This is a genomic window from Clostridium thailandense, assembly GCF_019207025.1.
Taxonomy (GTDB): Bacteria; Bacillota; Clostridia; order Clostridiales; family Clostridiaceae; genus Clostridium_AM; species Clostridium_AM thailandense.
Genome location: NZ_JAEEGC010000039.1, coordinates 59,298 through 83,638, shown reverse-complemented (window position 1 = coordinate 83,638; position 24,341 = coordinate 59,298). Strand labels below are relative to the sequence as shown.

14 protein-coding genes are annotated in these 24,341 nt (G+C 31.9%); 2 read left to right on the top strand and 12 right to left on the bottom strand.

Annotated elements, in window-relative coordinates:
- Nucleotides 1–10: 10 nt before the first annotated feature.
- The 9 genes from I6U48_RS09915 to I6U48_RS09875 form a co-directional block, all read right to left on the bottom strand.
- Nucleotides 11–1,411: an aminopeptidase gene (locus I6U48_RS09915; RefSeq protein ID WP_218320249.1), complete on the bottom strand. Its 1,401-nt coding sequence runs from the start codon at nucleotides 1,409–1,411 to the stop codon at nucleotides 11–13.
- A gap of 126 nt (nucleotides 1,412–1,537) precedes the next feature.
- Complete coding sequence (yjeM, locus tag I6U48_RS09910; protein ID WP_218320248.1) at nucleotides 1,538–3,058, bottom strand: glutamate/gamma-aminobutyrate family transporter YjeM; 1,521 nt, start codon at nucleotides 3,056–3,058, stop codon at nucleotides 1,538–1,540.
- 98 nt (nucleotides 3,059–3,156) lie between these two features.
- Complete coding sequence (gene pepT, locus I6U48_RS09905; RefSeq protein ID WP_218320247.1) at nucleotides 3,157–4,383, bottom strand: peptidase T; 1,227 nt, start codon at nucleotides 4,381–4,383, stop codon at nucleotides 3,157–3,159.
- Nucleotides 4,384–4,922: 539 nt separating this feature from the next.
- Nucleotides 4,923–7,586, bottom strand: a complete 2,664-nt coding sequence (locus tag I6U48_RS09900) for a winged helix-turn-helix domain-containing protein (RefSeq protein ID WP_218320246.1) — start codon at nucleotides 7,584–7,586, stop codon at nucleotides 4,923–4,925.
- A gap of 59 nt (nucleotides 7,587–7,645) precedes the next feature.
- A complete protein-coding gene (pepT, locus tag I6U48_RS09895) occupies nucleotides 7,646–8,872 on the bottom strand; it encodes a peptidase T (RefSeq protein ID WP_218320245.1) in 1,227 nt (408 codons plus the stop codon).
- Nucleotides 8,873–9,102: 230 nt separating this feature from the next.
- Nucleotides 9,103–9,588: a MarR family winged helix-turn-helix transcriptional regulator gene (locus I6U48_RS09890; RefSeq protein ID WP_218320244.1), complete on the bottom strand. Its 486-nt coding sequence runs from the start codon at nucleotides 9,586–9,588 to the stop codon at nucleotides 9,103–9,105.
- A complete protein-coding gene (locus I6U48_RS09885) occupies nucleotides 9,554–11,143 on the bottom strand; it encodes a DHA2 family efflux MFS transporter permease subunit (protein WP_218320264.1) in 1,590 nt (529 codons plus the stop codon). The genes I6U48_RS09890 and I6U48_RS09885 overlap by 35 nt, the downstream gene beginning before the upstream one ends.
- Nucleotides 11,144–11,157: 14 nt before the next feature.
- The gene (locus I6U48_RS09880; RefSeq protein WP_218320243.1) at nucleotides 11,158–11,811 is read right to left on the bottom strand and encodes an HlyD family secretion protein; all 654 of its coding nucleotides are present in this window, start codon (nucleotides 11,809–11,811) and stop codon (nucleotides 11,158–11,160) included.
- Nucleotides 11,812–11,923: 112 nt separating this feature from the next.
- Nucleotides 11,924–12,904 carry an efflux RND transporter periplasmic adaptor subunit gene (locus I6U48_RS09875; protein ID WP_218320242.1) on the bottom strand — a complete coding sequence of 327 codons (981 nt, stop codon included), beginning with the start codon at nucleotides 12,902–12,904 and terminating at the stop codon, nucleotides 11,924–11,926.
- A 274-nt stretch (nucleotides 12,905–13,178) separates the two neighbouring features.
- Here I6U48_RS09875 and I6U48_RS09870 point away from each other — a divergent pair, with 274 nt between their 5' ends.
- Nucleotides 13,179–13,613 (top strand): hypothetical protein, encoded by a 435-nt coding sequence (locus I6U48_RS09870; protein ID WP_218320241.1) that lies wholly within the window; start codon nucleotides 13,179–13,181, stop codon nucleotides 13,611–13,613.
- 101 nt (nucleotides 13,614–13,714) lie between these two features.
- Here the strand turns inward: I6U48_RS09870 and I6U48_RS09865 are convergent, their stop codons facing one another.
- Together I6U48_RS09865 and I6U48_RS09860 are read right to left on the bottom strand one after the other, a co-directional pair.
- Entirely contained in the window at nucleotides 13,715–18,310 is a 4,596-nt protein-coding gene (locus I6U48_RS09865; protein ID WP_218320240.1) for a beta strand repeat-containing protein, read from the bottom strand.
- A 441-nt stretch (nucleotides 18,311–18,751) separates the two neighbouring features.
- Complete coding sequence (locus I6U48_RS09860; RefSeq protein WP_218320239.1) at nucleotides 18,752–20,146, bottom strand: L,D-transpeptidase family protein; 1,395 nt, start codon at nucleotides 20,144–20,146, stop codon at nucleotides 18,752–18,754.
- 695 nt (nucleotides 20,147–20,841) lie between these two features.
- Between I6U48_RS09860 and I6U48_RS09855 the strand changes: the two genes are divergently transcribed.
- Nucleotides 20,842–22,659 (top strand): YcaO-like family protein, encoded by a 1,818-nt coding sequence (locus I6U48_RS09855; RefSeq protein WP_218320238.1) that lies wholly within the window; start codon nucleotides 20,842–20,844, stop codon nucleotides 22,657–22,659.
- A 143-nt stretch (nucleotides 22,660–22,802) separates the two neighbouring features.
- Here the strand turns inward: I6U48_RS09855 and I6U48_RS09850 are convergent, their stop codons facing one another.
- A complete protein-coding gene (locus I6U48_RS09850) occupies nucleotides 22,803–24,191 on the bottom strand; it encodes a L,D-transpeptidase family protein (protein ID WP_218320237.1) in 1,389 nt (462 codons plus the stop codon).
- Nucleotides 24,192–24,341: the final 150 nt, after the last annotated feature.

Here is a 24,341-nt window from a genome sequence, read left to right as displayed (position 1 = left end):
AGTATTTAGACTATGCTTCCTTTAGAAAAGCCTCATATCCCTTTGCAGCTTCATAAATATCTGCCTTACTCGCTATCTCCCAAGGAGCGTGCATGTTGTGAAGTGCAACTCCACAATCTATAACTTGCATTCCATATTCGGCTAGTATGTAGGCGATTGTTCCTCCGCCTCCTTGATCAACTTTGCCAAGTTCTGAAGTTTGCCAGGTTACATTATGCTTATCCATAATAGCTCTTATTTCTGCTATATATTCAGGATTAGCATCATTTGACCCAGACTTTCCTCTTGCACCTGTATACTTATTAAATACTACTCCTTTTCCTAGATAAGCAGTATTTTTCTTTTCCATAACAGATGGAAAATTTGGATCATATGCACCCGTTACATCTGAGGATAACATTTTTGAATTTCTAAGAGTTCTTCTTAGTTTTAATTCACTGTACTCGCCACATAATTCCATAACTTCAGCTACAGTATTTTCAAAAAATCTTGATTGCATTCCTGTAGCACCAACGCTTCCTATTTCTTCTTTATCAACTAATAATGTTACACAAGTTTTTTCTGGATTTTCTATCTTCAGCATTGCTTCAAAGGAAGTAAATGCACATATTCTATCATCATGTCCATATGCCATAACCATACTTCTATCTAATCCATAATCTCTAGCTTTTCCTGCTGGAACTATTTCTAATTCAGCAGATACAAAGTCTTCTTCTGTTATTCCATATTTTTCATTTAATAGTCTCAAAGTATTTTGTTTAACTCTGTCCTTCGCTTCTTTGTCTTTAATTGGCATACTACCAACTAATACATTTAAGTCTTCACCTTCTATTACTTTATTGGCCTTTTTATCTAGCTGATCAGCTGATAAATGTATTAATAAATCAGATATGCCTACAACAGGGTCATTTTCATCCTCTCCAACAACAACATCTACTTTTGTGCCATCCTTCTTAATGATAACTCCATGTATAGCAAGAGGAATTGTTACCCATTGATATTTTTTTATTCCACCATAATAATGAGTTTCAAATAAAGCTAAATCAGTATCCTCATACAATGGATTTTGCTTTAAATCAAGTCTTGGTGAATCTATATGTGCTCCTAATATTGACATTCCTTCTTCGAAACCTTTTGTGCCAATGGTAAACATAGCTAATGTTTTATCCATATTGCAAGCATAAACCTTGTCACCAGCTTTTAGTAAAACCTTATGATTTATTATGTCATCTAAATTTTTAAATCCAGCCTTTTCTGCTCTAGCTACAAATTCATGGACACATTCTCTTTCAGTTTTGCACTTTGACATAAATCCTTTGTATTCATCTGATAGATTAAATAAGTCCTTTAAATCATTTTCTGAATACTTATCCCAAGCATATTCATACTTTTTTGTTAATTCATTACTCATGTTATACCCCTCTCCCTATTATGTTTATATAGGGTTATAATTAGAACTTAACATGTATTTTTTAATACATGTTAAATCTATTATAACCCTATCATAATTTTTTATTATAATATCTAATTATACTCTCTATACAGTCTTTTTTAAATCTTCATTTCTATTTTTCTTTTCATAGCTGCCATACATTGCCCACGCAACTACTGCAAAGAATATAGGTCCAGCTACACTCCAAATTGTTGTAGGTATATCTCCATCTATAGCTGGTTCTATTATACAGAATACATTAGCAAGTCCTACAGTTAGAACAACTACTGCTGTCCAAATGTTGGCACTTCCTTGAGTTTTAAATACTTCAAATGGTTTTTTGATTTCTGTTTTCTTCTTAAATGCAGGGAATGCTCCTGCTATAAACACATATGGCAGTGTCATTGCTACGTTAGTCATAGCCACAAGTATATCAAAGAACTTACTCATTGAATCTCCACCAAATGCTACTAGGAATATCATTACACAAACTACTATTGCCTGATACCACATAGCGTTTATTGGCATTCCATCTTTAATTTGTCCCATTTTTCCAGGCCATAATTTAGCCGGCGTACCTTCTATTAATTGTTTTAATGGTGAGAACATTAGTGTAAAGAAAGCACCTGCTAATGCTAAGAACATTGAAAGTCCAACAAATCTAGCAACCCCATGAGCCATAGCTGTAGCAGTTGCTGGGCTAGCTCCAAAGGCAGTTCCTAAGGAATATCCTAAATTAGCCATAACTACATAAGCTGCATTTCCCAAGTTAACATCTTTAACACTCATTACATTTGTCCAGTTTGTAAATATACCTACTAAGAATATACCAGCTGCATATCCTATAGAAATAACTGCTGCTGATATAAGAATGCCTTTTGGGAAAGTCTTCTCTGCATTTTCAGTTTGGTCAACTAATCCACCAACAACTTCTATTCCACCATAAGCAAATAATGCATATACTACAAATGCTAATGAAGAAATTATGTTTCCTGCAAACTTAGGATTTGGTGTTGTTGTGAATGATCTCAATCCTTCTATAGGCTGAGCTAATTGTCCGTGATTTCCTACAAGTACTGCTATAGCACCAATCCAAACAATTATATTTAACGCCGCAACCGCTGAACCTCCAAGTGAAGTAACTTTCTTGATTTTATCTAACCCTTTAGTTGATATAACTGTAACTAATAAAATCCATAATATTGCTAAAATACCTAAAGCTTTTGGTCCTTTAAATCCGAATAATACCCAGTTTTTAGTTGTATCTTGTCCAAATATAGCGTTTGATATTGGAACCCATATACCAGAACCAACATTAACCATCCAAATTACATAGGATGCATACCACATAAACGTTCCCATGAATGCAAATTTAGGTCCTATAGACTTTTCCATCCATGAATAAATTCCACCTTTTTCATCTTTGAATGCTGAACCGAATTCTGCCATCATTAATGCGAATGGAACAAAGAAAGTTATTGCTGATAGAATGTACCATGGAATAGCAGCATATCCCATCTTATAAAATGATCTAGGAATGTTGTTAAATCCATACACAGAAGTAAAAATCATTAATACCAAAGATATTAGAGTTAACTTTTTTGCTGAACTTGCGTTTGACGCCATTTTTTTTCCTCCTCTTAGTCGGAAACACGGGCTTACCTGTTAAAGTCCATTTAGGGCTTTAACCTCCTTATTTCCGTTTTTTATTTTTAAATTTTAAATTATAACTTTGCATAAGCTTCTATTATTTTTAGTATTACTTCTACAGCTTTTTCCATTGAGTATGTTGGAATATATTCGAACTTACCATGGAAATTGTGACCACCTGTGAATATATTTGGTGTAGGAAGTCCCATAAAGGATAACCTTGCCCCATCTGTACCTCCTCTTATTGGTTGAACTTTAGGTACTATGTTAACTGACTTCATTGCTTCAAAAGCGATGTCAACAACATGTTTTACAGGTTCAATTTTTTCTTTCATATTTCTATATTGTTCTTTTATTTCAACCTCAATTATATTTTTTCCATATTTATCATTTAAGCTTTTTACTACACTAGCCATGAATTCTTTTCTATCTTCAAATTTATCTGCATCAAAGTCTCTTATTATATAGTAGAGGTTTGTTTCTTCTACCCCTCCATTAATTGTTACTAGATGATAAAAACCTTCATATCCTTCTGTTGTTGCTGGTGTTTCATTTTTAGGCAGCATGTCCATAAGTTCTCCAGCTATAAGCATTGAATTTATCATTTTTCCTTTTGCATTTCCTGGGTGAACATTTCTTCCATTTACAGTTATCTTAGCACTTGCTGCATTAAAGTTTTCATACTCTAATTCGCCAATTTCTCCACCATCTATTGTATAGGCGAAATCTGCATTAAACTTTTTAACATCAAAATGATCTGCTCCTCTTCCAACTTCCTCATCTGGAGTAAAACCAACTCTAATAGTTCCATGCTTAATTTGCGGATTATTTATTAAAAATTCCATTGCAGTTATAATCTCAGCAACTCCTGCTTTGTCATCTGCTCCTAAAAGAGTAGTCCCATCAGTTGTAATAAGAGTTTTTCCTATATAATTTTTTAGTTCTGGAAAATCTTTTGTAGATAAAATTATATTTTTCCCCTCGTTTAAAACTATGTCATTACCATCATAGTTTTCTACAAACTTAGGATTTATATTTGCTCCTGAAATTTCAGGGCTGGTATCCATATGTGCAATAAATCCCAAAACCGGAACTTCTTTATCAATATTAGATGATAACGTTGCCATTACGTATCCGTTTTCATCGACTGAAACGTTTGTCATACCTATATCTTCTAATTCTTTTGCTATTTCTTTTGCCAATACAATTTGTCCTGGAGTACTAGGAACAGTCATTACATCTTCATCTGATCTAGTGTCAAGTTTAATGTATTTAATGAATTTTTCAACAACTTTAGACATAACTTTACTTTTCTCCTTTATATAAGTTTTTTTAGAATTCTAAAAACCTCTCAATCTTCTCTCGTACAATATATCATTTTTTCAGTCCCACTTAATCCTCTTAAAGTATGACTAAACAGGTTGAAATATATTATAGCTATACTCATACTTTAGTCTTATTGGTTATTTGGTGCTTAGTGGGTAGGTACTTTTTATCCATGTACGACCGAAAGCAGACTTATATTCCGGGATGTGTTACCAAACTTCGGCACTATAAAAACTTTTTATCAATCTAAGGCTCAGTATTTTGAAAATCTAAGAGCCTTTGATAAACTCGTACCTCAAACATATCAAAAGCTCTAAGATTTTCTAAAATACTTCTCCAAGATTGATTAAAAAGTTTTTATATGTGCTTTCAGTTTTGGTAACACATCCCTTCATATAAGTCTGCTTTCTAGTTTCATTCTATAGATAAATTTAATCATATTTTAACTCAGTAACTTAACCAAGTCATTAAGCTTACCAATCTTAACCGTATAAATCAACTTTCGGCCGTATGGCTATATAATTCCTATTTCTTTTGCTTTTGCAACTGCTTGAATTCTATTGTGGACACCTAGTTTGCTAAATATATTTAGTATGTGGCTCTTAGCAGTACTTTCTGTAATGAATAACTTTTGGGCTATTTCTGAATTTTTTGCTCCATTTTCTATAAGTATTAATACTTCTTTTTCTCTTTTGCTTATTAGTTCAGTGTTTTCATCTGTGGAATACAATCCCAATATTTTATTTAAGTATTCCCCCATTTTATAATAGTCCTTATTAAATTTCATACCCTTTATTGTCTTTAATAACATTTTGCTCATTTTAATATTTTTAAACGAAAACAGCCTAATAAAGCCATTTTCATATCCCATAATTAATGCTTCCTTTAAATCTCTTGTTGCATTTTCATATTGATCCTTTTGAGAGAAAATTTCCGCCCTTGAAATATACGCTCTAACATATAGATACTTATTACTACTCTCTTTTTCCGAAATCAAAATCTTATTTAATACCATTAATGCGTCATCAGTTTTTTCTTTATAAATAAGTATTTTAGAAAATATAACCAATTCTTCTGTAATTTTAAAATCTCTTTTTGATATATACTTCTCTACAAGGTTTATTCTACCAGATTCCATGAATCGTTCCATCTTTAGCACCTCAAAATAGTCTTTGAGTTTATGGAAATAATACCTATCGGATAATTTGTTGTTATTATACTTTTGCACTAATTCTTCTATTTTTTCATAAAGTTTTTCTAATTCACTTTTTCTGTTTTTATCTAAAAGAATTCCTGCATATACATAATAACCAAGATACAAAGTATGATAGTGCAGATAAAATTCACCCTCTGTTTCTATGAACTTTATGCCTTTTAATACGTATTCTTCCGCCTTACTAATTTCATTTTTTTCGTAATATACTAAAGCTAATGCTATATAAAAGCTTGATATCAATGATGATTTTTTAAGCTCATCTCTTATACTAATATTTAAGCATACGTCACATATATTTTCGACTTCAGCTAATTGTCCTCTTAGTAGTTTAGTAAAAACTATAGTTCTATTGACAACTAAATATAAAACATCATCTTGATAAGATTGACTTAACATCATTACTTTATCAAAACTTTTTTTCTCTAGAGTCGGTTCCTGTAAATAAAAGTATATTATTTCTAGTTTCAAATTTATTATTATATTCCAAAATGGATTGTCACCAAGATAACTAAAGGCCTCTTCATAGAATTGTATGCTCTTTTTATATTCAGATTCAATAAGATTTCTATCCCCCTTAACAATGGACAGTATACCTAAGCATTCTTTCTTATATTTTTCATCTGTACAGCTCTCTAAGTTTTTTTGGGCAAATTCCAGATATTTATTATAACTTATATTATCATAAATATATATATACATATATGATATGCAGAATTTTGAATTTTTTAGAATAATGTCTTGAGGAATACTTTCTAACCAATGCATTACATAAAAGTATTCATTGCTTAAGATCTTTTTTACGCACTCATCTTCAATTAACTTTATTACCGGCTCAAAGTTTCCTACTTTTATATACTGATTAATTGCATTATTTATAAGCCCATTTTCTTCATACCATCTTGCAGCTCTATTGCTAGACTCTCGAATTTCTTCCCTATTTATTCCGTTTAATTTGCACACTAGGAATTCCTTGAAAAGTCTGTAATATCTAAATAACTTCCCATCAAAATCTAATTTATCAACAAATAAATTCATATCATATATATGTTCAAGAATTTGTTGACTATTTTTTTTGCAGCTTACAGCATTGCATAATGCTGCACTCAACTCATCTAAAATGCATGTTTTTAGTAAAAAATCCTTTATATCTTCAGATTGATTATTGAAAACTTCTTCACAAAAGTAATCCTGAATATAATTGTTGCTTCCACTAAATCTTTCCTCTACTTCCGTTATATCTTTTCTTCCCTTCATGGATAATACAGCTATTTGAATTCCTGCTATCCAACCTTCTGTAGCTTCCTTGAGCATTTTTATTCTTTCTTCTGGCAATCTTAGCTTAGTATTATCTTCTAAAAATTCGGTTGTCTCACTTAAGGAAAAATTAAGTTCTTTTCTGTCTATTTCTATTACCTCTCCATCTAACCTTAACCTAGCTATGTTTATATTGGGCTTTGTTCTGCTAGTCATTATAATATGAACGTTGTCATTAATACCATCAATAAAATGCTTTATTTCCATAAGTACGTCTTCATTTTTTATAAAATGAAAGTCGTCTATTACAAATATTAAATCTTTATTTATTAGTGAAATAGTATTTAGTAGTACATCTATTATTGATTCAGTTAAAATTTCTTCATCTTTAATAGAATTTAGTTCCTCACCTTTAAAATCTACACCCTCTAACTTTTCAATAGATGTAGTAAAACAGCTCCAAAAAGCTTCCCTGCTATTGTCTCTTTCATCTAACGAAATCCACATTACGTTATTATATAAATTTTTCGAATCAATCCATGAAACAACAGATGTAGTTTTTCCACTTCCAGCTGGTGCTGAGATAATTGTAAGCTTTGTATTTAGCGCTTCATCTAATCTATTTAAAATTTTATCTCTATAAACAATTTTGCATTTCTTTTTAGGAATGATGAATTTATTTTTATTATGCTTATAATTTAATATCATTTTTTCAACTCCCAAGTAATTTTGTGAAATTCTTCTTACTATTCTCAATCTTAATGAGTCTATAGTTCTGCAAATAGCTCAATTATTTTTAGTATTACCTCTACGGATTTTTCCATGGCGTAGGTTGAAATATATTCATACTTGCTGTGAAAGTTATGTCCTCCAGCAGATAAGTTTGGCGTAGGAAGTCCCATATAGGATAATCTAGCACCATCTGTTCCTCCTCTTAATGGTTCAACATCTGGAAATATGTTTACTTCTTTCATAGCTTCAATTGCTATATCAACAATATACTTTACAGCCTCTATCTTCTCCTTCATATTCCTATACTGCTCAGTTAACTCGATGGTCGCTGTCCCATCTCCATATTTTTTGTTAATCTTTTGAACTAACCCTGCGACAAAAGCTTTTCTCTCATCAAACTTTTTATCATCAAAGTCTCTTATTAAGCAATGAACCTTTGTCTGCTCTACTTTACCATTGATAGATGCAATATAATAAAATCCTTCATATCCTTCTGTATTTTCAGGAGTTTCTTCCTCTGGGAGCATATTTAATAATTCTGTTGCAACCCGCAGGGAATTTATCATTCTTCCTTTAGCTTCTCCCGTGTGAACACTTTTTCCATTTATAGTTATCTTAGCACTTGCCGCATTAAAATTTTCATATTTTAACTCACCAACCGCTTCCCCATCTAATGTATATGCCAAATCAGCATTAAACTTTTCAACATCAAAATATTCTCCTATTTTTCCAACTTCTTCATCAGTAGTGAACGCAATTCTAATTGTACCGTGTTTGACTTGTGGATTTTCTATTAAGAATTCCATAGCGGTCATAATTTCAGCAATACCTGATTTATCATCTGCTCCAAGAAGAGTAGTTCCATCTGATGTAATTAGTGTTTTTCCAATATAGTTTTTTAATTCTGGAAAATCTTTAGGAGATAGAATTATATTTTTTTCTTCATTTAAAATTATGTCCTCTCCATTATAGTTTTCTACAAATTTAGGAGTTATATTTGCCCCCGATACTTCAGGGCTAGTATCTATGTGTGCAATGAACCCTACTACCGGAACCTCTTTATCAATGTTTGATGGTAGTGTAGCCATTATGTACCCGTTATTATCCAATAAAACATCTTTCATCCCCATGTTCTCAAGTTCTAAAACTAATTCTTTTGCTAACTCCAACTGTCCCAAGGTAGTAGGAATCGACACAGAATTCTCATCTGATCTAGTATCATATTTAATATATTTAATAAATTTCTCTACAACTCTAGACATAATTTATTCCCCTTTAAAATTAAATATTTTTTCAGTTATAATTTTTAGCAAAATCAACCTAAAGTATGATTGACTAAATTTATCCGATTCATCCTATATTTAAATTATAGCACATTATTAATAACAATTGATAATTGTCAATTTTGGGTGTTAGTTGTCTATATAAGTTTGCAACAAAAAAACCGTAGATCTCTATACGGTTTTTTTGTAATTACTTTTTATGAAATTTACTAATCTGTATCATTATCTAATAGCAGACTAAATTTTTTTAATCCATATATAATTTTTTCTACCTCTGAAACTTCCATATTCTTTATGCCATCAGATATCAAATTAGAGATAAACTTCTTTTTCATAATGCATATATCATTGTTTTTTCTAAATTCCTCAGAAATTGACAGCTTTACAGTCCTTCGGTTATCATTAGGTATTTCTCTAACTACAACACCTTGTTTAGTTAAACGATCTACAATCCCTGAAACAGTACTTTTCGTCAGCATCATATGATCACTTAACTCATTAAGAGTTATAGATGGTACATGATACAAATGAAATATAACGCCAAGTTGAGCTGCTGTAAATCCAGATTTTTTGGCTATTTTTTCAAATTTACACCTGAGAACCCTTTGAATATTTCTCACCAGTTCAATTATTTCATCTGCCTGTTTCGACATTAGCTCATCATTCCGAGACGACAACTCCCCCTTTAGGGTCATTTTTTCCACCTTCCTTATTTTTATCTTTTATTGTTGGTTTATTCTTCATAAGTAAAGTCAATATTATTGCTAAGAATACTACTAGAGCAGTTACGCTAACAGAATATCCCATGGCATCTACCGTCGCTTGCCCCTGTATCATTCTTACTAATTGAGATATTGCCGTTCCCTGTGCTGTTCCTTGTGATAGTCCTGTATGCATATATGCTTTTGTTAGCAAAGATATAGTGTCTGTAGATGTTTTATTATAATTAGTTATTTGCTCTGCTAGTTTTAAATAGTTATAATCAGTTTTAGATTCCATAATAGTAGAAATTACAGTTATACTAAGAGATCCTGCTATTTGTCTTATAGTATTTGAAAGTGCCGATGCCTTTCCAACTAGATGCGGTGGAACAGCATTCATTCCAACAGTGCTAATTGGCATCATACTGAGACCTATACCTACAGACCTTATACAGTTAATAAATATTATTGTTTCCTTACTAGAATTCATATTTATTGCAGTACCAAGTTCATAGGAACTTATTGCTAATATTATAAGCCCAGGAACAACAAGTGCCTTTGCACCAATTTTATCAAAAAGATTACCGCTTATAGGCATCATAATTCCCATTACTAATGCACCAGGAAGCATAATCAAACCCGTTTCCATAGCTGTATAACCTCTTACGTTTTGTAAAAACAATGGCAATATATATATTCCACCCATTAATGCAAAGTTTAGAACAGAAGTTATAATTTGACTTATACTAAAATCAAATAATTTAAAGATTTTAAGATCTAATAACGGCTCTGGATGGGTAAGTTCATTTACTACAAATAGTACAAGACTCAAGCACCCTAAAGTCATTAGCATTGGATTTTGTATTTTTCCCCAATCAATAGATGATCCTTCTCCAAGCACATATAATATACTTACTATACCAACTGTTGAAGATAGGAATCCTATTATATCAAAAGATTTAAATGGTTTTCTTTCCTCTCCCTTGAGTAAGATACCTGCCAATATTACCCCTATTATACCAATGGGAACATTAACATTGAAAATAAGTCTCCAATCCATCTTTTCTATAATGTATCCTCCTAGTGTTGGTCCAGTTGCTGGTGCTGCCATAGCTGCTATTCCCCAAAATCCAAGAGCTAAACCTATCTTTTCTCGCGGAAACACCTGATATATTATAGACATTCCAACAGGCATTATCATTCCGCCTCCAATGGCTTGAATTACCCGGAATACTATCATAGATGTATTGCTCCATGCAAATCCACATAGTAATGAACCAAGTGTAAACATTGCAAGTGCAAACATATATATTCTTTTTCCTCCGAAGATTTCCTGCAAATACCCTGTTAATGGTATAATTGCTCCAAGTGCTAGTGTATAGGAGGTTAATACCCACTTTATATCATCTAATGGTACACCAAACACAGCCATCATCTTAGGAAGAGCAATATTTACTATACTACTATCTAGTATAGACATAAAGGTACCAATTATAACTACACATAAGGCTAACCAACTGGCTAGTAAATCACTGTTATTGTCTTCCATCATAAATCACCTCATTATTTAACGTGAATCTTAATAACTGCATTGGTACCCGGAAGTATCTTATTATTAAACTTATTTAATTGAATTTTTACTGGTACTCTTTGAACTACTTTGGTAAATGTACCACTAGTCGATGATGGAAGAAGTGATAAAGCTGAATTAGCTGCTTCTCCTACAGATTTAACCTTACCTGTAAACTTTTGCGAATCAAATTGGTCTATCGTAATATCAACAGATTGTCCAACTCTTACTCTGCCAAGTTTTGTTTCTTCTATATCTGCAGTTATATAAAGTTTATTTGGATCTACTAGAGTAAACATTGTCTGACCAGCTGACCAAATTTCTCCTATAGTTCCCTGCTTCTTAACAATTATACCATTAATAGGTGATCTTATTAAGGATTGATCTATACTTGCATCAGGCTGATTATTCATTTCTTGCCTAGCTAATATTTGATTTTTTGAAACAGTATCTCCCTCATCTGCATTAAGCTCTAATAATTTACCTGAAATTTGTGGGGTTACATTAACTAGATCTGCACTTACTCTCGCATCATCAGTTGATACATAATAAGTGTTTTCATACCAATAGTAAAATCCTATACTGCCTAATGCTATCACAATTGCCACTAATATTCCAATGATTAATCCTTTACGTTTCTCCTTCATATCAAAATCCCCTCCTATATTCCTTATATGACCATGACAATTATTAATTGTCATGTCTCCTGTATTCCTCATACTGTACTAAAAGATTATTAATCTTTTAGCCTATCTTTCTCTATTTCTTCAATCCAATTTCTGCAAACATACCTGGTTTTAACACTGAATCTGGATCTTCTAAAGTTACTTTAACCAACACATTTCTGCTTTGTGAGTTTAACTTTGAATTTATAACAGCTATTTTTCCTTCAAACTGCTTTTCTGGTACTTCGGACACTTTTACAATTACATTTTGACCTTCCTTTAATTGGTCTACAATTTCAAATGGGGCATAAGCATTTACATATAACCCACTGTCATTAACAATTGAAATGAGCGTACTGCTTGTTGAAGCCATTTCTCCTACATTAATATTTTTAGCACTTACTACACCAGATATAGGAGCTGTAATAGTCGCATTATCTAATGATGCTTGCGCCACCTTTAGAGACGCTTCAGCTTGACCTACTTGTGCTTGATAGACATCTATAGTTGTTTGTGTTGGTCCATTTTTAAGCATAGCTAACTGCTGTTCAGCAGATTTCTTTGCTGCATCTGCTGCTGCAAGCTGCTGACTGGCTGAATCAAGTTGCTGCTGTGCTGCTGCACCTGAAGCAACTAAAGCCTGTATACGATCATAATTTTTTTTGGTTACATCATAGCTTTCATTTGCACTATCTAGGCTTGCTTGTGCTGATGTTATTTGTTCAGGGCGAGTAGTATTCTGTGCATTAGCCAAATTAGCTTTTGCAGTATTTACTGCTGCTTGAGCTTGGTCTACCTGAGCTTGTAAATCTTGAGTATCTAATTTGACAATGACATCTCCCTGTTTTACCTTCGAACCAACATCAACTGACACTTCAGAAACTTTAGCAGAAATTTTTGAACCCACGTTAGCCTCATCATTTGCCTGAATTTTTCCAGCCATTATAAACTGATTATTAGTGCTTTGTTGAACATTCTTAGTTGCTTGTACACTATTATTTACGCTTGTACTAACGGAACCACAACCACTTAAAAGTACTGCCACAATTAAAGATAATAAAGTAGTCTTTTTCATTTTAACCCTCCATATGCGAATTATTTTCACAAACATTATTCATATCCGTATTGTTCGTATATCAACAGTTTTAATTATACTACCTTTTATTTTTACTTTCAAGAATATTATTCCATAAATTTATATAAAATTAGGCATTCATAGATATATACACATGTCTCTGGATTAAAGTTTTTATAGCGAAAATTTTCTGAAAATTTAAACTTATCATTGAAAACGTTATCCAAAAATGTTATAATTTAGTTATTACAAGCCTTTATAAGGAGTTGATATCATGATTTCTCCTTTAGTCAGAAATGTTGATTTAGATAAATATAAAAATTATGATGACCAATTTATTTGTGGCTTGAAGGGAATTATTAGATTATCAGTTGGACGACAAATTATCTATCGTATGGGCCATTCTTCCATACCTAATTTTTTTGTAACTGTTCCTAACATTTATAAAGTTGAGTGCATTCTTGCTGTAACAGATAAAAGAATTATTTTAATTCCTAATAATGTGAACCATGCACCAATTTCTCTTGCTTATGATGATATAAATATCACTTATTATGATCAACTATTTGATAAAGTATTTTTATTAAATATAAAAAATAAAAAAATACTAAATTTCTGCGAAAATAAACTCGTATTTAGAATATGTTCAAAACAGACTAAAGAACTTAACAAAATTAAGTGTATATTACAGGAATACTCCTGCCCATGAAACATTGCTAAATAAATAATAAAAGACCATATTGGGTTTCTCCAATATGGTCTTTTAGTAATTTATTAATTTTTAGATTTAAAATTATTCTTAAGTTATTTCTAGTTCTCAGCAGTATAATCAATCTTAACTCTACTGCTTTCGTTTTTGCCAAGATTTGTTACTGATATATATACACTTCCTGCAGCTGTGCTAAGTTGAGATATTGTAATAGTAGCTTGTGTGCCACTAGATGATACTGTTGCAGTACCAATCAAATTTCCTCCGGTAGACGCATCATATACTTTTATTACGTCACTGCCAGATAGATTACTTACAGTTATTACATCTGGTGTCCCTGATGAATTATTTACTATATTTACATTTCCTGCATAAAGTGCAGCTGAAGTTTGCTCAGCAATATAGTCAGCCTTTGTTCTCTTACTTTCACCTTTTCCAAAGTTTGTAACAGAAACATAAACACTACCTGTTCCTGTAGTTAACTGTGAAACTGTAACTGTTGCTTCATCGCCGTTTGCTGCAACAATAGCAGAGCCTATTAAATTGCCTCCGGTAGACGCATCATATACCTTAACTAAATCATTAGAAGCTAACCCTTTTACTGTTATAGTATCGGATATTACAGCATTATTAACAATAGATATATTTCCAACTATTGGCGCCGTAGATTCTGCTGAGTAATTTACTACTGTTCTGCTGCTTTCTGTCTTTCCAGATCTCGTTACAGACACATATACAGTACCTGCATTAGTTCCCAGCTGTGACACAGTTACAATTGCTTCTGATTCACCACTAGATACTGTTGCAGTTCCTATAGCAGTTCCACCTGTAGCAATGCTATAAACCTTAACTATATCGCCTTCTGATAAACCTGTAACATCTATAGTATCTGCTGTTCCAGCATTATTCGCAATAGTTACATCACTAACCTCTAAAGGATCAGACTGAGATTCTGCACTATAGTCTACTGCTGTCCTACCACTTTCTATCTTTCCTGTACTTGTTACGGACACATAGACGGTTCCAGCACTTGCTCCAAGTTGTGATATATTAACAATACCTTCCATATCATCTGAAGCTACTGTTACAGTACCTAACAAGTTTCCTCCAGTAGATGCATCATATACTTTTATTACATCATTTGGTTGAAGTCCTGTTACTTCAACAGTATCACTCTTTGATGCATTATTTGTAACAGTTATACTTGCTGAACTAGGTGCAGTACTTACTGTCTTAGCCGCGAAAGCCACTTGTGCTCTATTACTTTCAAGCTTTCCTGTACTAGTAACAGTAACATATACGTTTCCTGCATTCTCACCAAGTTGTGTAACGAATACAGTTACCGATGTATCATAAGTACCTACAGTTCCGCTACCAAGTAAAGTACCACCAGTAGCGCTATCATATACTTTTACTATATCACCATTAGTTAATCCTGCTACTTTTACAGTACTTGCTTCTCTTGCATTATTTACAATATCTATTTTACTAGCACTTGGTTCATTAGATTGCGTTTCTGCAGAAAATGCAACTTGAGTTCTATCACTTTCAGATTTGTTTGTACTAGTTATCGAAACATATATATTTCCTGAATTAGTTCCCAACTGTGCAATTGAAACTGTTGCTTCTGTGTCATTACTTTCTACCGTTGCAGAACCTAATAAAGTACCACCATTTGCACTATCATATATTTGTACTAAATCGCCAACAGAAAGTCCCTTTACTTCTACAGTGTCATTAATTCCTGCATTATTAGTAGCAACTATGTTCGAGGCTGATGGAGCTGTAGATTTAGGTTCCGCATCATAATCAACTTTTACTCTATCACTTTCAGCTTTATTTAAACTTTTTCTGGATACATAAACACTTCCTGCATCTGTGCCAAGCTGTGTAATAGATATACTAGCCTTTGTGTCACCTGCTGCTACTGTAGCAGTACCCAATAAAGTACCACCCTTAGCTAAATCATAGACATTAATAACATCATTTTGTGAAGCACCTGTTATATTAACAGTGTCCGCACTTCCTGATCTGTTAGTTATTGATATATTACCTGCACTTAAAGAATCTGAAGTACTTTCAGCAGCATAATTAGCTTGTACTCTATCCCCTTCGAGTTTATTTGTATCTGTCAATGAAACATAAACACTTCCTGTTGAAGATCCCAGTTGACTTATAGATACAGTAGCAAAAGTACTTCCTGATGGTACGGTCGCTGTACCAAGTAAGTTTCCTCCCTTTTCAGCATCATATACATTTATCACTTGACCCGAATATACTCCAGATACTTGTACAGTATCATTAGATCCCACATTATTTGTAACAACTATATTATTTGCATTCAAAGTATTAGATTTAGCTTCTGCAGCATAATCAGCCTTTACTCTATCACTTTCACTTTTATTTTTACTAGTTATAGAAACATATACACTTCCCGAAGAAGTTCCAAGTTGAGCTATGGATATAGTTGCATTAGTATCACTATCACCTACAGTTGCGGAACCTAATAAAGTACCACCAGTAGCACTATCATATGCATTTACCACATCCGCAGCTGTTAGACCAGATACATATACTGTATCTGACTTGCCTGAATTATTCGTAACCACTATATTATCTTCATTTAGAGTGCTTGTCTTTCCTTCAGCTTCATAATTTACCTGTGTTCTATCGCTTTCACGTTTATTTGTATCCTTCAAAGAAACATAAACACTGCCAGCATTAGTTCCAAGTTGAGAAATTGTTACTGTTACTTGTGTACTGCCAGTTGCTACAGTTGCTGTACCAAGCAAGTTTCCACCTTTTGCAGCATCATATACATTTACTACTTCACTTGAAGATAAGCCTGATACTACTACAGTATCACTTGTTCCTACATTATTTGTAACAACTATATTACTTGCATCTAAAGTATCAGATTTAGATTCAGCACCATAATCCACCTTCACTCTATCACTTTCACTATTTCCTTTACTTGTTACAGAAATATAAACACTTCCAGCATCTGTTCCAAGTTGAGCTATGGATATAGTTGTATCAGCAGCACTATCTTCTACTGTTGCAGAAGCCAATAGAGTTCCACCACTTGCACTATTATATACCTTTACTAAATCTCCTGCTGTTAAATCTGATACATATACTGTATCTGGCGTTCCTGCTGGATTATTTGTAATTGCAACATTATTCGTACTTATAGCACTTGTTTTTTGTTCTGCTGAATAGTCAGCTTTTATTCTATCACTTTCAAGTTTATTAGTACTAGTTACAGATACATATACGGCCCCAGCAGAAATTCCAAGCTGAGAAATAGTAACGGTTGCATCTGTCGCTCCAGAAGCCACTGTAGAGGAACCCAATAAATTCCCACCACTGGCTGCATCATATACCTTTACTGTTTCACCTTCTAAAAGACCAGATACATATACAGTGTCTGCTTTACCTGCATTATTTGTAACTGTTATACAGCTTGAGTCTATTGAACTAGATTGCGATTCTGCAGAATAACTTACTGCTAATCTAGAGCTTTCAAGCATTCCCGAGCTTGTAACAGAAATATAGACAGTACCTGCACTAACTCCTAACTGTCCTACACTAACTGTTGAACTACCGTTTGCTCCTGCTGTTGCTGATCCAAGTAACCTTCCACCAGTTGCAGCATTATATACATTCACTTTATCACCTAAAGTAAGACCTGTAACATATATAGTATCTGATTTTCCTGAATTATTTGTTATTGTTATATCGCTAGATGATATTGATCCTGATTGACCTTCTGCTGAAAAAGCAACTTTAGTTCTACCACTTTCACTCAATCCTGGGCTTGTAACTGTAACATAAACATTACCACCATTGCTTCCAAGCTGTGACATATTTAATGTTAACTCAGTTTTTGACGAACCTACTGTTCCAGAACATAGCAGTTTCCCGCCAGTAGCAGCAGTATATACTTTAACTTTATCACTTGGAGCAAGACCCGATAAGTATATAGTATCTGGTTTTCCTGAGTTGTTTGTAATTGTTACATTACTAGCTAAAGGTGCATCTGACTGAAGTTCACCTGAAAAATCAACTTTTGTTCTATCACTTTCTAACATTCCATCACTCATAACTGAAACATATATACTACCGTCAGAAGTTCCTAACTGAGAAATAGACATAGTCGTATCTGTCTTATTACCCCCTATTGTTGAAGAACATAATAATTTTCCTCCAGTAGCAGCAGTATATACTTTAACTTTATCTTTTGGTGCAAGACCTGATACATATATAGTATCTACTTTTCCTGAATTATTTGTAATTGTTATGTTGTCAGCTAAAGGAGCATCTGATTTTCCTTCTGCATCATAGTCTATCTCTGTTCTACTGCTTTCTGTCATTCCTTTTGAAGTGACAGTTATGTACACACTTCCAGCTGAAGACCCAAGCTGCGAAACTGGTATTGTTATAGCTGTGTTTTGCCCTGTTACAGTTCTTTTCGCTAGAACTTTCCCCTTTGTTGCAGCATTATATATAGTCACTGTGTCACCGCCTGTTACACCAGTAACATATATAGAATCTGCTTTTCCTACATTATTCGTAATAGTTACTTCACTAGTATCTAGTGGAACTGAAGCATCTGCTGCTTGAACAACATTTCCTTGAAATGTAAGATATGATAATAGCGCCAAGCTTAGTGCTCCTGAAAAATATCTTTTCATTATTGTATATACCTCCCATCCTAAAAATACACATTTTAATTATATTACAAAATTGTTTCAGTTTTGTTACAATTTTGTCACAAAACACTATTTTACAAGAGAATTATATTCCATTTCTTGTATATTTTTAGTTTCCGCTTAGTTTGTATTCTTGTAAAGCACGTTTCAACACTATTTTCGTAAATTTCATCATAATCTTTACCATTAATTCCAAATTTATTTGATATTATCCTAAATTCAACAGTTATATTTGTATTATTTCTTCTAAATTCAATCCTTTTGCTACTACATACAATCTACGCATGAGGCTGTCGCACTATAAATATCCACGGCCGAAAATTAACTTACACTTGAGTATATATTTAATCATAAAAATATAAAAATAATTCCTGATCACAAAGAAAATACAAACAACAGTACTTACTTCGTAATCAGGAATTATTAATAATAACAAATAATTGGAGTTCCCGGATCAATATTTTCATATATTGTCTGTGCTAAGTAATGTGGCGAATTTACACATCCGTGAGAACCATTGGTCATATATATTTTTCCGCCAAATTCATCTCTCCAACTGGCATCATGTATACCAACTCCACCATTAAATGGCATCCAATAATCAACTGGAGAATTATAATCCTGACCTTTCAATGTAGCATTTCTTTCCTTATATTTTAGTGCATAAATACCTTCTGGCGTTGAATGGTCATTACTTACATTACCTGTAACAACATCTCCCTGTACTACTAGTGAACCTTTCTTATAAAACCACAAGTGCTGTTTTGACATATCTATTTCTACATAAGTATTGCCAATGTCATTGCTATTGTGATTTGCAGCAGTCTGCGCATAGGTTGGTTCTTTTGTTACAGTTTGTCCTTCCTTAATAACTGTGCTTAAAGCCTGCAGTTCTTTATCAGTATCAACCAGCCAACCATAATCACCACTGCTGATTTGTATTGTTTTCCCTGAAGATGTAGCAAAACTTCTTGTTTTACCAACTGTACTAAATTTGCTGAAAATTGTACCCATAGAGGCCTTCATCTTTTCCTTATTAAACTTAACGTCAAGATTTCCATCAACTTCAAGCCATTTATTTATTGTAGAACCATCTATAGTTTCTTTGACATCTCCAGAATTATAAGTAATCTTTGAAGATATACATTTGTCAAGAGCATTTTTAGTTTCAGTAACTTTTGGAGACTTTAAAGTATATTTAGGATTAATATAACAATTAGCAGTTTCCAAGTCTATTGCATCTTCCCCATTGGATATCGCCTTTATTATACTATCATGTAAAGTGTTTTTATCAATCTTATTTCCATTTACTTCATCTACAGTTATATAACCTTTATCTGTATACTTGAAGCTAGGATTTTTAGGCTCTATTATATTTTTACTTTCAAGACAAGAGAGTTTTTCTATTTTTTCTTCTAATTGTTGTTTATCATAGGTAACCCCATCTGTCATCTGAGAATATTTTTTATTAAAAATTGCCACTACCCATTTAAAAGGATTCTGATTATCCTTAAATTTCTTATATTCTCCACCCGAATTATAATTTAAACTAATATCACTCCCCTTAATTTGTTCACTTTTACCATCTCTCTCTTTTAGATTTAACGTATATGTCTGCAACTTAGATGCCATCTGTGCGTTCGCTTCTTCTACAGTTTTACCTGAGACATTAACACAATTAATTTGTGATCCAAAATAAAAGTGATTTGTAAAATATGCTGCCATACCAAAATATATAGCAAGTAAAGTGCAAATAGAAGCTGCAATACCTATTGGAATTTTACTGCGTTTATTTCTTCTTTTTCTCGTAATACTCATCCCCTTTATAATCACAATAAAAACTTGAGATTAATAATTTTATGTAAAATAGAGCACACATTTTATTTTATGTTATAATGCTCATACTTAAAACAGTTATTATTTATATTTATTGGTTTAATTTTACCGATTTGGAGCCATACTGCTAAAACCTCTTTTTAAATTCTTCTTTTATGTTAGAATTTAACTATAAAACAACTAAAAACCCCTCAAATAGAACAACTATCTAAGGGGTAAAATATTCGTTAATAAAATAATTGTAACACCTTCAGTTTGAATTTTTTTTGATTTTTAGCTACTCATATTTATTAATTAAATTATACCCTATCTATCTTTTTTGTTCAACATTTTCCTTATTATCTGTTACTTAAAAACTATTATAAATCCGTATAATTCGGGAGCTATTATTCATAAACTTCAAATTTTCTTAAACAATTTTCGTTCTTCCTTTATTCGTTCAATTTTTGCATAAAATATATTAATATACTAAATTATAACACATAATAAATTTAAATTACATAAGACCAGATACAATTCCAACTAGTTTTCTATCTAGCAAAATTTAATATTTTGTTAAATTTATAAAACTTTATTCTATCGTATCCTAAATATTAACTTAATGGTTGTGAAATAACAGTTTGTAATATACTATAATACTAATCTGTTTATTTTAAATTATATGAGGGGGAGTAATTTTGAACAAAAGTTTTTTTAATAATTACAAAGATAATGATCCTATATCAACTATCAATAACATTAGAAGCATTCTGAATAAACATGGTATATTACCTATTGAAACAAACTGGTTTAATTCCATTGATGGTTTTTATTCTATTCATCTACAACTGCCAAGATTAAACGTATTTTCAAATGGTAAAGGTGTAAATAGTGAATATTCTTTAGCTAGCGCTTACGGTGAATTTATGGAACGATTACAAAATCAAGTAATATATAGGGGGAGGTTTGATTTTTCGGAGAAAGCAGTAAACTATAAAAATTTTATATATTCGCCTGATGAAATATATTTAGATGTTGAAGATATTCTAAAAGGTGAATTTAATGGATATAAAGTATACATTCCTCCTAAAGAGAAAATAAATATAGACTACAACACTATTAGTAAATGGCAATACCTTAATAACTTTAACTCTTCATCAAAAATATTAGCAATTCCCTTTTATAGTTTTAATGAGGATACTTTATACTATGTGCCTATTCCTATTATAGACCTATATTATTCTACAAATGGTATGTGTGCAGGAAACACCATGGAAGAAGCAGCGGTTGAGGGTTTGTGCGAAATTTTTGAAAGATATGTTAAGTATAAAATCTTAAGTGACGAAATAGTTCCTCCTACTATTCCTTTGGAATATATAGAAAAGTTTTATATTCCATATAATATGATTAAAGAGCTTGAAAGTACAAGCAACTTTAAAGTAATCGTTAAAGATTGTTCTTTAGGAAAAAACTTACCAGTTGTTGCTGTAATTATTATTGATACTACTAGCCAAAAATATTTTTGGAGTTTTGGCTCTCATCCAGTTTTTGAAATAGCGTTAACTAGAACTCTAACTGAATTATTACAAGGTAAAGATATAAATAATTTAATTAACTTAATGGATTTTAGATACTTAAATAAATCTATTAATGACTCGGACAACAAGCTTAATTCTTTTATTGATGGAACTGGCTATTTTCCTGTTAAGTCTTTCTCAAATAGCTATAGCTATAAATTTAATGGCTTTGAAGACATGACAAATAAAAGTAATACAGAGTTATTTAAATATTCCTTAAGCTTACTAAAATCTATGAATTACGACATTCTTTTAAGAAATGTATCTTTTATGGGATTCCCAAGTTTCCAAATAATTGTTCCTAATATGAGTGAGCTTATTACTACCAAAGAAATTGATTTTAATGTTTTATTTAACAGATCTAAAATAAGAAAAATTGTAAAAAAAATCAATTCAGCTTCGTCTGAGGAATTGCAATTAGTAATAGATTATGTAAAAAAATATAACTACGATAACAATGACTCCATTATTTCCTTTGCTAACTTACCTTTCTATGATCTATCCTTATGGCACAATATGAGAACTGATTTATTTACATATGCTGCATATTACAAAATGGGCAATCTAGAAGAATCACTTAATGCTATTAGTAAGTTTATTACCGAAATGGGACCAAGTATTGGTGATGAGGCTAGTGCCTATTATAAATGTATTAGAGATTACATTGGCACTAAAATTGATAACTTGAATTTAAAAGAAGCCAAAGAATATTTAGGTATTTTTTATGATGAAAGTATATTAGCGTCAGTTATAGAAGAATTAGCTGACCCTAGTGAAATTTTTGATTGGTGCGGCGATCTGAATTGTTTTAATTGCAGTGACTGTGACTTTAATAAAACCTGTTATTATTCTGAGTTAGAAGAACTTCATATTAAAATAAAAGATATACACTCTAAAAATTGCATAAATCAGTTGGATAATAGACATTATATTCCTTAACTTAAAATTAATATAACCTATAGATTTTTCAATAAGTATTGTTGCACTTATAGATACCCACGGCCGAAAGTAGACTTATACTCCGGCATATGTTAAGTGTCGGCCGTGGATGTCTATATAGTACACCAGCGCCAACTATTGCTCTAGTAATAGCAAACGACTGGATCTCCTTCTTCAATATTATTAAATATTGTTTTTGCCAAATAATATGGTAAATTTACGCAGCCATGCGATCCATTCGTTCTATAAATATTATTGCCAAATTCGCTTCTCCAGCTTGCATCATGGAGCCCTATTCCACCATTAAAAGGCATCCAAAAATCAACTGGTGAATTATAACCAGGACCTCTTAGTACAGTATTCCTTTGTTTGTATTTTAAACTATAAATGCCTTGGGGCGTTGAATGATTGCTGCTCACATTACCTGTAACGATATCTCCTTCTGCTATTAATGAATTATTTTTATAAAACCATAGATGTTGATTTGTCATATCTATTTCTACATAGGTATTTCCAATATCATTAATATTGCGTGATAATGCCTTTTGCATATACGTTGGCTCTTTTATTATTGTTTGCCCTTCCTTGATAGCTGCATCTAAATCCTGAATTTCTTTATCAGTATTGATTATCCATCCATAATCACCGCCACCAATACTTATTGTCTTCCCTGAAGATGTGGCAAAGTTTCTTGTTTTACCAGCAGTATTATAATTATTAAATAGCTCATCCATATAATCTTTCATTTTTCTATAATTAAATGTAATTTCAATATTTTTATTAACTTCAAGCCATTTATTTATTATAGAATTATCTATGGTTTCTTTACGATCTCCAAAAACATAGGTAATTCTTGAAGATACATATTTGTTAAGGATATTTTTAACCTCAATAACTTTTGAGGATTTTGAAGTATATTTAGGCTTCACATAGCAATTAATTGTTTCCAGATCTACTGTGGTTTCCCCCTCAAGTATTGCCTTTTTTATATAATTATATAGAACCTCTTTGTTAATCTTGTTTCCATTTACTTCATTCACAATTATATAACCTTTATCCGTATACTTAAAATTAGGATTTTTAGGTTCTACTATATTATTAGTCTGTAAACATAAAAGCTTGTCCACTGATTTTTTTAATAGTTCTGTATTATATGAAAGTCCATCCGTCATCTTAAAGGCTCCTGAATTAAAAACTGCTCTTCCCCACTTAAATGGGTTCTGCTTATCTTTAAAACTATTATACTCTCCTTTTGAATTATACCTTAATCCAATTTCACTTCCTCTGATTTGCTCACTTTTGCCATCTCGTTCTTTTAAACTTAAGGTATATTTCTGCAACTCAGATGTCATTTTTTCTTTTGCTTCCGCTATAGTTTCATCAGAAACATTAATACCGTTAATTTCGGAGCCAAGGAAAAAATGTTTCATAAAATGCGCTGCTATAGTAAGATATAAAATAAGTACAGTACAAAGAAAAATTATAATACCTTTTGTAATTTTGTTACGTTTATCCTTTTCCGTGATACCCATCCCCTTCATATATCACAATAAAAATTTTTGATTGATACTTTGTTTTAAGATTAATAAATTTGCATAATTAAATCGTACATTTTATTTTATGTATCAATATTCACACTTAAAACAATTCTTCAAAAAATTTTTTTTCATAAATTCCACCTA